Source organism: Capnocytophaga ochracea DSM 7271, from assembly GCF_000023285.1.
Classification (GTDB): domain Bacteria; phylum Bacteroidota; class Bacteroidia; order Flavobacteriales; family Flavobacteriaceae; genus Capnocytophaga; species Capnocytophaga ochracea.
The window spans coordinates 626,526-641,299 of sequence record NC_013162.1; the positions used below are offsets into that span (position 1 = coordinate 626,526).

The window sequence follows — 14,774 nt, forward strand, 5'->3', positions numbered from 1 at the left end:
GCTTTTATAGCTGACTTTTTATATTATTGTATCATTTCCCAAAGTTTGTCTTTCAGTTGCTGAATACCTTTGCCCGATACCGACGAGATAAACAAGAAAGGCGTATCACCTAATCCTGTTGCTACTTCTTGACGAATAGCTTCGGTGAGCTCGTCGTCTAACATATCCGATTTTGAAATAGCTATGAGGCGGTCTTTGTCCAGTAGTTCAGGGTTGTATTCTTTGAGTTCATTTAACAAGATATGATACTCAGCTATGATATCCTTGCTGTCGGCAGGAATGAGGAATAGCAATACCGAGTTGCGCTCTATATGTCGCAAGAAGTAATGCCCTAAACCTTTACCCTCGGCAGCACCCTCTATAATACCAGGGATATCGGCTACTACAAACGATTGGTAATCGCGGTTTTGCACAATACCCAAGTTGGGTTTGAGGGTTGTGAATGGATAATCGCCTATTTTTGGCTTAGCAGAAGTAATTACCGATAGCAGTGTAGATTTGCCTGCATTGGGGAAGCCTACAAAACCTACATCGGCTAACACTTTTAACTCTAAAAGCAACTCGCGTTCTTCACCAGGGAGACCTGGTTGGGCGTAGCGCGGGGTTTGGTTAGTAGCTGTGCGGAAATGCCAGTTGCCTAACCCTCCTTTACCACCGCGCAAAGCGATGATTTCTTGTCCGTCTTCAGTAATTTCAAAGAGTACTTCCTCGGTTTCAGCATCTTTAACAATGGTTCCTAAGGGGACTTCCAAAGTGATATCTTTACCGTCGGCACCAAAACTACGGTTGGCTCCTCCGGCTTCTCCGTGTTCGGCACGGAAGTGCTGTTGGAACTTGAAGTGTATGAGTGTCCAAAGGTGCTTATTGCCACGCAAGATGATATGCCCTCCACGACCGCCATCGCCCCCATCAGGACCTCCTTTGGGTACGAACTTCTCGCGGTGTAGGTGCATAGAACCTGCGCCTCCTTTGCCAGAGGCAACGTATATCTTTACGTAGTCGGTGAAATTGCCTTCGGTCATTGGGGATTATTCAGCTTTGAGTTTGTCGATAGTTTCAGAAAGGCGGGTAGTAATTTCTTCGATAGTACCTATACCATTAATCGTGTGATATTTACCTTGCGTTTGATAGAAAGTGATAAGAGGAGCTGTTTTTTCGTTATATTCAGTGAAACGGTTGCGTATTTTCTCTTCGTCTTGGTCATCAGTGCGACCACTCACTTTACCGCGCTCTACCAATCGTTTGATGAGTACCTCGTCATCAGCTTCCAAGGCAAGAGTACCGTGAATGCGCATTCCTTTGCTGTCTAAGAAAGCATCGAGGGCTTCGGCTTGTGCGATAGTACGAGGGAAGCCGTCGAAAATAAAGCCTTCGGCATTAGGGTTCTTTTCAACTTCCTCTTGTAGCATTTGTATAGTAACTTCATCGGGTACGAGGTCGCCTTTATCCATATACGATTGAGCGAGCTTGCCGAGTTTGGTTTCGTTCTTGATATTGTAGCGGAAAATATCGCCGGTAGAGATGTGTACTAAGTTGTATTTATCTTTCAAAAAAGCGGCTTGGGTGCCTTTGCCAGCTCCTGGTTTGCCGAAAAGTACTAAATTTGTCATCGTTAATGAAGTGTTTAATTGATATACTTGGGGTAAGTTACGCGCTATCTCGTCAAAATCCAATCCATAGCCCACGATAAATCGGTTAGGGATAGGTTTACCTACATAGTCTATTTTGAGGTCTTTTTTGTAGGCATCGGGTTTGAAGAATAGGGTAGCCACGCGGAAAGAGTTTACCTTTTTGTCTTCGAAAATGCGGTAAATCTCTTCTAAGGTGTTACCGGTGTCGATAATGTCTTCCAAGATTACCACATCACGTCCTTCCACTGGGGTAGAAAGCCCAATGAGTTGGTGTATTTTTCCAGTAGACTGGGTACCCTCGTAAGATGCCATTTTTACGAATGATATTTCACATTCGCCTTTGTAGTGCCTTAGAAAGTCGGCAGCGAACATAAAAGAACCGTTGAGTATGGCGATGAAAATGGGGCGTGATTCTTGCAAATCTTGATATACCTCGCTTGCCATTCGTTCGGCAATTTGGTTGAGTTCCTCGGCAGATACGTAAGGCTCAAAAGTCTTATCGTGTAATTTTATCAGTTCCATTGTTTAGTCATTAGTGATTAGGGTTTAAATTCCAAATTCTTTTTTTATTTTCCTTTTTACTTCCTCAATTTAATTGATGCTCCTACTGCAATTGTTGGCTTGTCTCCTAAAATAAATTGCAAAAGTAATCAATTTTAATGAATGAGCAAAATCTGTTTTTTCTAAATATTGTAAAGAGCAAAGCTATAACAAACGTCGCGTTTCTCATAGTTTATACAAAAATAGATTGTCCTATATCTGTTAATATCAATTCTTTGCCTTTTGCCTTAAAACTTCTCTTTGCTAAATCCTTATCATCTAACTTAATGAGGTTAAAAGTGTCGTAATGATACCCCAACACCTTGTTGCATTTCACAAAGTCCGAAGCCATAATAGCGTCTTCCACGTCCATTGTAAAGTTACCTCCAATGGGCAATATAGCTAAGTCCAATTTATAACGCACCGGTATGAGTTGCATATCAAAATACAAAGCCGTAGCCCCCGATACATATACCGTCTTTTCCAAAGTTTTAATCACAAACCCACAAGCGCACCCGCCGGCAGTGCCATTTTCGAAGGTAGAAGAATGCAACGCCGGTACCATCTTCACCGACCCAAATGAGAAACTGTACAACCCTCCCAAGTCCATAGGGTGCGAATTTTCTATTCCCAAATTAAAAAAGTAATTAGAGATTTCAAAATTCGAAATGATTTGCGCTTTCGTGCGCTTAGCTATCTGCTCCACGTCCGATATATGGTCTTGTTGCGCCGAGGTTATCAAGATGTAATCAGCAGGAATCGTATTGATATCTATATGGCTTGCCAAAGGATTATTAGCAATAAACGGGTCTACAAGCAAATGTGTATCGCCTATTTTGATACTCACACACGAGTGTCCGTAATAAGTTACCTCCATAGTTATTATGTTTTTTAGTGTATTTATTTAATATATATAACGTCCGTTACTATCTCCTTCTTTCGTTTAACTCTCCTTAAAATATATGTATCAAAATCCCCACAAAAAAGAGTACCGAAAGCAAAAAAGTACTCAGGGCTACTATCTTTAATTCTTTATCAAGCTGTTTGAGTTCCGTATTTCGTTTTACAGTGAGCAAATGTCCTATTAAAGGCAGAAAAGCAACTAAGTACAAAAGCTCCCAGCGCATTTGCAAACGCATCACCGAAAAGCCCAACATTGCCACCATCGCCAATATAACTAAATAATAATGATAATATTTAGCCATCGGAATTCCCATTTTCACTACCAATGTATGTTTGCCCGAACGCTTGTCGTTCTCATAATCGCGCATATTGTTTAAGTTCAGCACTGCTACACTCAGCAAGCCAATAGCTATAGCGGGCAAGCATATAACCTTATTCAAGCTCTCTGTGTATAAGAAATAACTGCCTACCACGCTCACTAACCCAAAGAACACAAACACAAATAGGTCACCCCAACCCCGATATCCATAAGCCGATTGCCCCACAGTGTACTTGATAGCCGCTACCACACACAGCACTCCTAAAACAAAAAACACCGAGATATATAACAAATTTTCTCTTCCAAAAGCCGTATAAATAAGCACCGTAGCCGAAAATAACGACAGTAAAGCAGTGATAAGTACAACCCTCTTCATCTGCCTACGCGTAACCCTCCCACTCTGCAAAGCTCTTGTAGGACCTATGCGGTGCTCATTGTCAGTGCCCTTTACCCCATCGCCATAATCATTGGCAAAGTTCGAAAGTACCTGAAACAAAATAGTGGTAAGCAGTGCCCAACCAAAAATCTCCCACCTAAAAGCATAAGGGTCTTCGCGAAATGCCAAAGCACTCCCCGTGATAATCCCCGCAACCGATAAGGGTAAGGTGCGCAACCTCGCAGCTTTCAAAAGAGTTATGATATCCATAGAGCCTGCAAAATTACAAATACTAATGACAAATACAATAATATATTCTAATAATTCTTTTTGCTTTATACTTTTCTCTAAAAACGATTTCAATACCCCTGCTCCAACTTTCAAAGCTCATAGAGATTACTAAAAAAGATATTTATTTCGTTGTGAAAATGATTTTTGGAATGTTTTTCTATAAAAGTAGTATTTGTGTAGAAATGTATAGATATGGCTATTGTCCAAGATTCGTCCAAGGTTTGTATAAGGTTCGTATAAGATACCTATAACAAGAACTTTTTTCTGTTTTGTTTCTCTATATTATAGCCTTTCCGAATTTACGCGCCACACTTTGGCAAAGTTTGAAATTTTGCCAAAGTTGATTGTACTGATAACCAACTACTTTTTCAGTATTCATAGAGGAAAAGCTGGTGATAGCAGAGTATGTGAGGCTATTTGTCCCTCCAAAAAACAAGCCTTTTTATTCGCAATCTATTTTTGTTTGACTATAAAAACACTTGTATTAGCTTAATTCTATACCTTTGTTTATCTTTTACCTTTTTAGCTCTTACTGCGTAAAATATATCAATTTCCTTCTATAAATGCTCAACAACTTCGATTTGGAAATAAACCCTACGTACTTACCGTCCTTCACTACGGGCAAGTTCCACGCACCAGTATGCTGAAACTTATTCATTACGGTGCTCATCTTGTCCTTGCCCATTTCTATGATGGCAGGTGGTTTTTGCATTAGCTCTACGGCAGGAATCTTGTCGTAATAGTTCGTTTCAAAAATCAAGTGTCGTATGTCGTCAAGCAGTATCACACCTTGTAGCGTACCTTTTTCGCGGTCGAGTACGGGGTAGATGTTGCGGTTCGACTCGCGCACAGCATTGTACACCACCTCACGAAGTTTCATATCGGTATATACGGGGGTGAAATTGTGTTCCACCACTTGGTCAAAATCCATTAGGGTGAGTATCGATTGGTCTTTGTTCTGCGAGATGAGCTCTCCTTTTCTGCCTAATTCCATCGTATAAACAGAATATTTGTTAAAATATTTAGCTACCGAAAACGATACCGCAGCAGTGAGCATCGCCGGTACTAACAGCGAATAGCCTCCCGTTACCTCGGCGATGAGAAAAACAGCCGTAAGGGGTGCGTGCAATACCCCTGTCATCAGGGCAGTCATTCCCACCAAAGTGAAGTTCGGTAACTCTGCTTTATAGCCCAAAATAGGAAACTCGTTGATGATGCGCGCCAAGCAGTTCCCCATCACTCCCCCCATAAACAGCATAGGCGAGAAGATACCTCCTACCCCTCCCGCACCAAAGGTGAGCGAGGTGGCAATAACCTTTGCAAAGGTAAGGGCAGCCAAAAGTAGGATAATCACCCACGCATTCGATAAGTCCCAACCAAAAATATTACTACTCAGTGATAGTTCGGGGTGACCTTCTTTTAGGTGATTGATAATCTCGTGTCCTTCACCGTAAAGCGGTGGCATTATGTAAATAAGCAACCCCAAAAGAGCTCCGCCCACTACTATTTTTAGCCAAGGTGAAGTGAGTTTCTTAAAAGTAGCATTTATTTTCTCGTATACATAGGTAAAGTAAGCCGACATCAAACCGCCTACTACTCCCAAGAGAATATAAAACGGAATGCCTTGCAATGAAAAAGCTCGCGTGATGGTTATGGGTATCAATACTTCACTGCCAAAGAAGAAATACGAAGTGAATACCCCACAAAGGGAAGCGATAAACAGCGGTATGAGTGACGAGAGCGTCAAATCCAACCCAAAAACCTCAATAGCAAACAGTATCGCCGCAATAGGCACTTTAAAAATAGCTGCTAAAGCCGCCGCACAAGCACACGCCAAAAGCAACATCCGGTTAGATTGATTAATGTGAAAAAACCTGCAAATATTGGAACTAATACCTGCCCCCGTTACTACCATCGGACCTTCTAACCCCACCGAACCTCCAAAACCAACGGTAATAGGTGCTGTGAGGATACTGCCATACGCCTGAAAGCGCTTCATTATTCCTTTTTGGTGGGCTACCGCATAAAGAATCGAAGGGATTCCGTGGTTCACATCGTGCCGTATCACGTATTTTTTTACCAAATACACAATGGCAAAGCCTAACATTGGGAGGATAAAGTAAAAACTATAAGTAATAGTTTGAGCGAGCTTGTCGTCTAGCAACCACTGAATAAGATGTGTAAACGAGCGCATTGCCAAGGCTGCCAATCCCGTAGCAATACCTATTATTCCACTGAGAATAAGGATAAAACGCCTATCCGAAATATGCTTTACACGCCATATCAAAAGGCGTTTGAGAAGATGTTGCTGGTGATGGGTCGTCATTATACTTTTCTTAAAAACGGTGCAAAAATACAAAACAAATCTCAATACACCAATTATTCTTCTCCTTACCTTCTCCATAGGTTCAATTATTCTGCGTTTATTCTTCATCTGCCTATGTGGCTCGCACCGTCTTTTATCCCTCTTTCCTCTACTGATTCTTAATCTATTAGTCAGCGTAGACCCACTGTAGACCCACTGTAGACCCACTCATCGTTCGCCTTACCTTCGCCTTACCTTCGCCTTACCTTCGCTATATACTTTACCAAAGTTGAAAATCACTCAAAAAACCTATCTTATCTTCACCATTAACCATTAACCACTAATCATTAATCATTAACCATTAACCACTAATCATTAATTCTCCTTTTTTGCTATTTCAAAAAAACTTTGTACTTTTGCACTTTACTAAAACAGAATAATTATGTCTTGGTTTAAAAGAACAGCAAAAGGAATACAAACCTCTACTGAGGAAAAGAAAGATATCCCCAAAGGATTATGGTTTAAATCACCTAGCGGTAACATCGTCGAACAGGACGAGTTAGCTTCCAACTTCTATGTAAGTCCCGACGATGGGTATCACGTGCGCATAGGTAGTAAAGAGTACTTCCAGATATTGTTTGATAACAACGAATTTCAAGAACTCGATGCCAATATGAGCTCTAAAGACCCTTTAGAATTTGTCGATACAAAACCCTATACCCAACGTTTGGAAGAAGCTACTCAAAAAACAAACTTAAAAGATGCCGTGCGCACTGCCGTAGGAAGCTCTAAAGGTAAGTCTATTGTAATAGGCTGTATGGATTTCGCTTTCATCGGTGGTTCTATGGGAAGTGTGGTAGGTGAGAAGATTTGTCGTGCGATTGATTATGCTATCAAACACCGATTGCCTTTCTTGATGATTTCTAAATCAGGAGGCGCACGTATGATGGAAGCCGCTCTTTCACTAATGCAAATGGCTAAAACGTCTATTAAACTCGCTCAGTTAGACGAAGCCAAACTACCTTACATCTCGCTTTGTACCGACCCTACAACGGGAGGTATTACTGCATCGTTTGCAATGCTGGGCGACATCAATATAGCCGAACCAGGGGCTCTTATTGGTTTTGCAGGGCCTCGTGTAGTGAAAGACACAACAGGGCAAGACCTCCCCGAAGATTTCCAAACAGCAGAGTTCTTACTCGAACACGGCTTTTTGGATTTTATCGTAAACCGCAAAGAGCTCAAAGACAAAGTAAATTTGTACATCGATTTGGTGATGAACCGCGCCGTGAGAGCTTAAAATATATACGGCTCGCACCTTTGGCAAAGTTGAATCCCTAAAACCTAACAATGTGAACACACTTATATTAAATAAAAATATCGACTTTGAGCAGTATCAACAAATAGTTGATTACTTTGCTACCATAGGAATTGAGGTAACCAATCCTTACGAATATCCTTCTCTAATAACAAATGAGGATAAACAAGCTATTGCCTTAGCCCGTGAAGACGTCGAAAAAGGTAATTGGATAGACGGAAAAGAATTATTCGATAACATCAGAAAAAGATATGCGAGTAAGGTGGTCGGGTAAAGCTAAGACAGAGCTAGAAAACACTTTAGATTTCTGGAGTGAGAACAATAAATCTGACTCTTATTCTGAAAAGATAGCAATTGAAACTGAAAAAGTTCAGAAAGAAATAGAAGAAGACCCTTATTTTTTAGCTAAATACATAGAGGAAGATAATGTTTATCAGCGAATTTTCTTTAAAGGAAGATTTTTACTCTACTATGAAATTAAGGGAGATAGTGTAATAATTCTCAGATTCAGAAGTACTAAACAAAAACCCTTGTTTTAGTTCTTAGTATTGTAATAAAAACTAAAATAATATGTGTCAGTAGTTTCCTGCTATTGCCTATTGCCTATACCCTAACGCCTATGGACTAAGTCCTATTGCCTAAATATGATTTCTTTCAAAGCACCAAGTAATATAGCCTTAGTAAAGTATTGGGGCAAGAAGGGAGAACAGCTCCCTGCGAACCCTTCTATCAGCTTTACACTCACACATTGTTATACCGAAACTTCTATTGAATATGAACGTAGGAGTGAGTCTTCTATTGCCTCAGGCGAACCCTTTTCATTCGATTTTAGCTTTGAAGGACAACCCAAACCTTCTTTTCACCCTAAAATCCATACTTTCTTCGAGCGGATTGTAGCTTACTTGCCTTTCTTAAAGGACTATCATTTTAGCATTGCCTCACATAATTCTTTCCCTCATAGCAGTGGTATTGCGTCTTCTGCAAGCGCAATGGCTGCCCTCTCGGTATGCTTAATGCAGATTTCTAAAGAGTTAGGAGAAACTTATGCAGAAGAAGCTTTTTGGCAAAAAGCCTCTTTCTTGGCGCGCTTGGGTTCGGGTAGTGCCTGCCGAAGTGTGCGAGGCAGTATAGTAGTATGGGGCGAACACCCTGCCATTATAGGAAGTTCCGATGAATATAGTATACCCTATCCCCTACCCGTTCACGAAGTTTTTCAAAATTATCAAGATACTATTTTGCTCATCGATAGAGGTCAGAAGCAAGTCAGCAGTACCGTAGGTCATAACCTAATGCACGGTCACCCTTTTGCTGAGGCGCGTTTTGCACAAGCCAATGAGAATATCAATAAACTTGTCAGAAGTTTTGCTTCCGGTGATGTAGAGCGTTTCATAGAAGTAGTGGAAAGTGAAGCTCTCACTCTGCACGCAATGATGCAAACCAGTATTCCATACTTTATTCTGATGCGCCCCAATACGTTAGAAGTGATTCAGCGCATATGGCAATATCGTAAAGAAACAAATATCCCACTTTGTTTTACGCTCGATGCAGGGGCTAATGTACATCTGTTATACCCTAAAACTTCTACTACGGAAGTAAAATGGTTTATAGAAGAGGAATTAGCTCAATTTTGTGAAGGACGACAATATATTCACGACGAAGTAGCCACTATTTAACCCGATTTCTTCTCCGTTGGTTTTAGCCTTTTTTTGATAATTCACATATTTGCTAATTGGCAAATTATTCCTACCTTTGCACAAATTTCTTAAACGAATGAACAAAACTGTTCTCATCACTGGTGCTACATCGGGCATAGGCAAAGAAACCGCCTTGCTACTTGCCTCCAAAGGCTTTTTGGTCTACGGAACAGCACGCAATGTAGAAGGTAAAAACTTGCCTTTTCGTCTCTTGCCAATGGACGTGCGAAACGAAGCTTCTATCAAAGAAGCGGTGCAGCAAATCCTCTCCGAAGTAGGTCGCATCGATATACTCATCAATAATGCAGGTGTAGGTGTTACGGGTGCGGTAGAAGAACTCCCCGCTGAGCAGTTGCACAACGTTTTCGCTACCAATCTCTATGGTGCTATAACTGTGATACAGCAAGTTCTCCCAGCAATGCGCTCTCAGGGAAGCGGACGTATCATCAATATTGCCTCTATTGCAGGCTATATGGGCTTGCCTTTTCGTGGGGCTTATTCAGCCAGCAAAGGCGCTCTCCTCCTGATGAGTGAAGCTCTACGTATGGAAGTTAAGTCTTTTGGTATAGAAGTCTGTACCATTTCCCCAGGCGATTATGCTACCGATATCGCTTCTCGCCGTTATCACACCCCTGTAAACGAAGGTTCTCCTTATGCTGAAGTCTATGAAAAACAACTCCGTCTGATGAACGAGCACGTCGATAGTGGTGGCGACCCCAAAGAAATGGCAGACAAAATACTAAAAGTCATCAATACCAAACACCCAAAAGTGCATTACAAACAAGGTAGTTTCTTGCAGAAGTTCTCCATTGTCCTCAAACGACTCTTGCCGAGCAAATCCTACGAGAAAATGCTGATGAAACACTATCAATTAGGTGCAAATCGCACAGGCAATTAACCACTGCGTCACACACTTTGCCAAAGTTGAACAACATTAATTGTCAATTGTCAATTATCAATTATAAAATAACATTATGAAATTTTTTATCGATACAGCGAATTTATCGCAAATTCAAGAAGCCCAAGATTTGGGCGTGTTAGACGGCGTAACCACTAATCCGTCGTTAATGGCAAAAGAAGGTATCACCGGCAAAGAGGCGATACTAAAACATTATACTGATATCTGCACTATCGTAGAAGGCGATGTTTCTGCCGAAGTAATCGCCACCGATTTTGAAGGTATTGTGCGCGAAGGCGAAGAACTCGCTGCCCTTCATCCTCAAATCGTGGTAAAAGTACCAATGATAAAAGACGGTATCAAAGCCATTAAATATTTCACCGATAAGGGTATCCGTACCAACTGTACGCTGGTATTCTCAGCAGGACAGGCACTTTTGGCAGCCAAAGCAGGCGCTACTTATGTGTCGCCTTTCATCGGTAGACTCGACGATATCTCAACCGACGGACTTTCGCTCATCGAGGACATACGTCTCATTTACGATAACTATAACTTTGAGACACAAATCCTTGCTGCTTCTGTCCGTCACACAATGCACATACTCGAATGTGCTAAAATAGGTGCCGATGTCATTACTGCACCTCTTTCGGCTATCACAGGGCTTCTCAAACACCCTCTTACCGACAGTGGCTTAGCTCAATTCTTAGCTGATGCAAAGAAATTGGGATAATTAGCAATATACTTTTAATTATGTCTAAACTCCCAAAACTATATATCATAGCAGGGTGTAATGGAGCGGGAAAAACAACAGCTTCCTTTACTATTTTGCCCGAAATACTTGGCTGCAAAGAGTTTATCAATGCCGACGAAATCGCTAAGGGACTATCGCCTTTCCAGCCCGAAAGTGTGGCTATGCAAGCAGGGCGAATAATGCTCGCTCGTATGGACGAATTATTGCAAAAAGGAGAAACTTTTGCCTTCGAAACTACTTTGGCTACTAAAAGCTATAAGCAAAAAATAGAATGGGCACAAGCTAATGGCTATGAGGTTACGCTGTTGTTCTTTTGGTTAGACTCACCCAATATAGCTAAAGAACGGGTCGCCCAGCGAGTTGCTGAAGGAGGTCATAGTATTCCCTTAGAAACCATTGAAAGAAGATATTATAACGGCATTGCCAATCTCTTTACTATCTATATAGATATAGTAGATATTTGTTATATATTTGATAATTCAGAAGGGAGAAAGGAACTTATAGCTCAAAAGGAAAGGCATAAGGATATAGTAATTTATAACAACGACAAGTTTAACTTGATGAAAAATAATGATGAAAGAGGAAATAACTAAAAAAGAAAGTCTAAAAGACAAACTTTTAAAAGGTTTAGACCTTGCTTATGAGCGAATGATTGCCGAAAAACGCAAGAATAACCAAAAGATTGTGGTGCGCCGCGAGGGAAAAATCGTAACTATCACTCCATAGGAATTAGCAAAAGTATCAATTAACACATTAATTAACGTCAGTTCGATATAACAAAACACTGATTTACAATTATATTTGCATTACAATCTGTGTAAATCCAGCAGCGCCAGCTACCTATCCGTGCATATTATATTTGTTAGTTATCAATTGAAAGACTATCCGTGTTAAATTCGTGTGATTCGTGTAATCCGTGCGAGAGCTAAAAAACAGCGAAGCTGTTTATTTATTTGATTAATAAATGTTTAACTATATATTTCTTACAACGAACTCACATTAATTAAGTTTATGACCTAAGACATTAAAAACAGGAAAGGGGCTCAAAAGGCGGTAGATATCCCTGCCGAAGTACTTTCGCTACTAAGTGCGGGCAGCATAGAAACGGTAAATCTTACCGAATGGTTAGCAATAGACCATTCACAGAATACTATTAGACTTATAGGAGCATTGTTATACGAAAAATATGCAAATACTGACCTCTATGATCCTTTGTTTAAGCAACTCATACACTTAATACCAAATCATAGAAGAAGACGATGACGACCGCCAAGAGGAACTAATAGAGCTATTTGATAGCAATGTACCTCACCCTGAAGGCAGTTCGTTGTTATTCTATCCGGAAAACTACAACGCCCGCACTATGACGACCCCACCGTCGAGGAAGTAGTAGACAAATGCTTGGCGTATCAACTGATTATAATTAACTAATAAAAATGTGTCAATTGGCAAATATACTAATTAACAAATTACACAATGACCACAAACGAGTATCATCAACCCATAGGGGAGGCATTACCTGATTTTTCAGTAGGAGAACCCCCTCATATAACTCTTTTAAAGGGAAATTATTGTCTATTGGAACCTCTTTCTGTAGAGAAACATTTAGACGATTTGAGTGATTTCTATTTGGAAGCCAATGCCGTAATACCTGATTGGACGTATCTACCTATAGCTCCTATGAAGGATAAAGAGGAGTTGCACGCTTTACTCACTGAGCAGGAAGCCTCTGCTGACCCTTATTTTCTGACAATTGTAGATAAGCAAACACGAAAAGCCGTGGGTACGCTCTCTCTAATGCGTATAGACCCTAAAAATAGAGTGATAGAAGTGGGATGGGTTATCTATTCGCCGGCTTTACAGCGTACGCGTATGGCTACAGAAGCACAGTATTTGTTGGCGAAATATGTGTTTGAAGTCCTCCAATATAGGCGTTACGAATGGAAGTGTGACAGCCTTAATGCACCTTCGCGCCGTGCTGCGGAACGCTTGGGCTTTGTGTATGAGGGCACATTCAGGCAGGCAGTGGTTTACAAAGGGCGTTCACGCGACACCGCTTGGTTTGCTATGATAGATAAGGAATGGACTGACAATAAATGTATTCTTGAACAATGGCTCTGCCCTGAGAATTTCGACTCGCAGGGTAAGCAACAGAAATCTTTGAAGAAGTTGAGAGAATTAATTAGCAAAAGAATAGATGAATCAATAGTAAAACCTTACATTTTAAATAACTCTGAATGACTTCCAAGTCTCATCAAATAAATTACTTTTTCATCATCAGAATTACAATCCTAAAAAAATAGGATAATCGACTTCATTAATCGTTGCTTGTAATACAATTGAGTTCATAATACTTCTTGTTTTTTTTCTCAAAGGTACAAAATAATTGACAATCTACAAATTGGCTAATTGACAAATTATTACTACCTTTGCCCCCTAAATAATTTTTCACTTTTCATTTCTCACTTTTCAATTATATGAACTGGACAACCGTAAAAGAATACGAAGATATTACGTATAAAAAATGTGACGGCGTAGCGCGTATCGCCTTTAACCGTCCCGAAGTGCGCAATGCTTTTCGCCCTAAAACTACCGCCGAACTGCTCGACGCGTTCAAAGATGCCTATGAAGATATCAACATAGGCGCCGTTTTACTTTCTGCCGAAGGTCCCTCTCCCAAAGATGGCGTATGGAGTTTTTGCAGTGGTGGCGACCAAAAAGCGCGTGGTCATCAGGGGTATGTAGGCGACGATGGCTACCACCGTCTCAATATCCTCGAAGTGCAACGCCTTATTCGCTTTATGCCCAAAGTGGTGATAGCAGTTGTGCCCGGTTGGGCAGTAGGGGGCGGACACTCATTGCACGTGGTATGCGATCTTACCCTTGCCAGCAAAGAACACGCTATTTTCAAACAAACCGATGCCGATGTAACGAGTTTTGATGCTGGTTATGGGTCGGCTTATCTCGCCAAAATGGTCGGACAGAAGAAAGCCCGCGAAATCTTCTTCTTGGGGCGCAACTATTCTGCTCAAGAGGCTTTCGAGATGGGAATGGTAAACGCCGTAGTCCCTCACGACGAGCTCGAAGCTACCGCTTTTGAGTGGGCGCAAGAGATAATGGCTAAATCGCCTACCTCTATCAAAATGCTGAAATTCGCTATGAACCTCACCGATGACGGTATGGTTGGGCAACAAGTATTCGCAGGTGAAGCCACCCGTTTAGCATATATGACCGATGAAGCCAAAGAAGGACGCGATGCCTTCCTCGAAAAACGCAAACCTAACTTCGAAAAGAAATGGATTCCTTAACAATTTGCTAATTCAATATTATGACTGAAAAATTTACCTTAAATGAAGATGCTCAAGGCAATAAAAATCCTATATTGCCAGAGGGAGTGAAAAACTACCTCATCGATATTGATGGTACGGTAGGCGAGGATATCCCCAATGAAGAACCCGAGCGAATGGCTACTGCCGAGGTATTTCCCGATGCCTTAGCACAAGTAAACAAATGGTATGATGAAGGTCACGTGATTTACTTTTTCACCTCACGCACCGAAGCACACCGTAAGGTTACTGAGCAATGGCTCAAAAAGCACGGCTTTAAGTATCACGGCATCATCTTTGGCAAACCTCGCGGAGGCAACTATCATTGGATAGACAATCACATCGTAAAAGCTACCCGCTACAAGGGCAAATTCACCGATTTTGTCCTCAAAGAAGAAACCGTAGAAGTGTTTAATGATTAG

General features: G+C 41.1%; 16 protein-coding genes and 1 pseudogene. 12 read left to right on the top strand and 5 right to left on the bottom strand.

Going from position 1 to position 14,774, the window contains the following annotated elements; all coding sequences use genetic code 11:
• Positions 1-23: 23 nt before the first annotated feature.
• The 5 genes from obgE to COCH_RS02520 all read right to left on the bottom strand — a co-directional run bounded on the left by obgE (position 24) and on the right by COCH_RS02520 (position 6,386).
• A complete protein-coding gene (gene obgE / locus COCH_RS02500; protein WP_015781794.1) occupies positions 24-1,022 on the bottom strand; it encodes a GTPase ObgE in 999 nt (332 codons plus the stop codon).
• A gap of 6 nt (positions 1,023-1,028) precedes the next feature.
• Positions 1,029-2,153 carry an adenylate kinase gene (locus COCH_RS11290; RefSeq protein ID WP_015781795.1) on the bottom strand — a complete coding sequence of 375 codons (1,125 nt, stop codon included), beginning with the start codon at positions 2,151-2,153 and terminating at the stop codon, positions 1,029-1,031.
• Between the two features lie 211 nt (positions 2,154-2,364).
• A complete protein-coding gene (locus COCH_RS02510; RefSeq protein WP_015781796.1) occupies positions 2,365-3,048 on the bottom strand; it encodes a metal-dependent hydrolase in 684 nt (227 codons plus the stop codon).
• Positions 3,049-3,124: 76 nt separating this feature from the next.
• Entirely contained in the window at positions 3,125-4,153 is a 1,029-nt protein-coding gene (gene menA / locus COCH_RS02515; protein WP_015781797.1) for a 1,4-dihydroxy-2-naphthoate octaprenyltransferase, read from the bottom strand.
• A 436-nt stretch (positions 4,154-4,589) separates the two neighbouring features.
• Complete coding sequence (locus tag COCH_RS02520; protein WP_009410333.1) at positions 4,590-6,386, bottom strand: chloride channel protein; 1,797 nt, start codon at positions 6,384-6,386, stop codon at positions 4,590-4,592.
• 421 nt (positions 6,387-6,807) lie between these two features.
• Here COCH_RS02520 and accD point away from each other — a divergent pair, with 421 nt between their 5' ends.
• The 12 genes and pseudogenes from accD to COCH_RS02575 all read left to right on the top strand — a co-directional run bounded on the left by accD (position 6,808) and on the right by COCH_RS02575 (position 14,774).
• Positions 6,808-7,665, top strand: coding sequence for an acetyl-CoA carboxylase, carboxyltransferase subunit beta (accD, locus tag COCH_RS02525; RefSeq protein ID WP_009410329.1), 858 nt, complete (start codon positions 6,808-6,810; stop codon positions 7,663-7,665).
• Positions 7,666-7,717: 52 nt separating this feature from the next.
• Positions 7,718-7,957 (top strand): hypothetical protein, encoded by a 240-nt coding sequence (locus COCH_RS02530; protein WP_009417173.1) that lies wholly within the window; start codon positions 7,718-7,720, stop codon positions 7,955-7,957.
• The gene (locus tag COCH_RS02535; RefSeq protein ID WP_009417180.1) at positions 7,935-8,222 is read left to right on the top strand and encodes a type II toxin-antitoxin system RelE/ParE family toxin; all 288 of its coding nucleotides are present in this window, start codon (positions 7,935-7,937) and stop codon (positions 8,220-8,222) included. The genes COCH_RS02530 and COCH_RS02535 overlap by 23 nt, the downstream gene beginning before the upstream one ends.
• 105 nt (positions 8,223-8,327) lie before the next feature.
• Positions 8,328-9,356 (top strand): diphosphomevalonate/mevalonate 3,5-bisphosphate decarboxylase family protein, encoded by a 1,029-nt coding sequence (locus tag COCH_RS02540; RefSeq protein ID WP_009417175.1) that lies wholly within the window; start codon positions 8,328-8,330, stop codon positions 9,354-9,356.
• 97 nt (positions 9,357-9,453) lie between these two features.
• The gene (locus COCH_RS02545) at positions 9,454-10,275 is read left to right on the top strand and encodes an SDR family oxidoreductase (RefSeq protein ID WP_015781798.1); all 822 of its coding nucleotides are present in this window, start codon (positions 9,454-9,456) and stop codon (positions 10,273-10,275) included.
• A gap of 76 nt (positions 10,276-10,351) precedes the next feature.
• The gene (gene fsa / locus COCH_RS02550; protein WP_015781799.1) at positions 10,352-11,005 is read left to right on the top strand and encodes a fructose-6-phosphate aldolase; all 654 of its coding nucleotides are present in this window, start codon (positions 10,352-10,354) and stop codon (positions 11,003-11,005) included.
• Positions 11,006-11,025: 20 nt separating this feature from the next.
• Complete coding sequence (locus COCH_RS02555) at positions 11,026-11,619, top strand: zeta toxin family protein (RefSeq protein WP_015781800.1); 594 nt, start codon at positions 11,026-11,028, stop codon at positions 11,617-11,619.
• Positions 11,597-11,752 carry a hypothetical protein gene (locus COCH_RS12150; protein ID WP_015781801.1) on the top strand — a complete coding sequence of 52 codons (156 nt, stop codon included), beginning with the start codon at positions 11,597-11,599 and terminating at the stop codon, positions 11,750-11,752. The genes COCH_RS02555 and COCH_RS12150 overlap by 23 nt, the downstream gene beginning before the upstream one ends.
• 297 nt (positions 11,753-12,049) lie before the next feature.
• Positions 12,050-12,253: pseudogene (locus COCH_RS12315) on the top strand (DNA alkylation repair protein); the annotation flags it as partial.
• A 249-nt stretch (positions 12,254-12,502) separates the two neighbouring features.
• Complete coding sequence (locus COCH_RS02565; protein WP_015781802.1) at positions 12,503-13,267, top strand: GNAT family N-acetyltransferase; 765 nt, start codon at positions 12,503-12,505, stop codon at positions 13,265-13,267.
• 236 nt (positions 13,268-13,503) lie between these two features.
• A complete protein-coding gene (locus COCH_RS02570; RefSeq protein WP_015781803.1) occupies positions 13,504-14,334 on the top strand; it encodes a 1,4-dihydroxy-2-naphthoyl-CoA synthase in 831 nt (276 codons plus the stop codon).
• Between the two features lie 20 nt (positions 14,335-14,354).
• Positions 14,355-14,774: an LNS2 domain-containing protein gene (locus COCH_RS02575; protein ID WP_015781804.1), complete on the top strand. Its 420-nt coding sequence runs from the start codon at positions 14,355-14,357 to the stop codon at positions 14,772-14,774.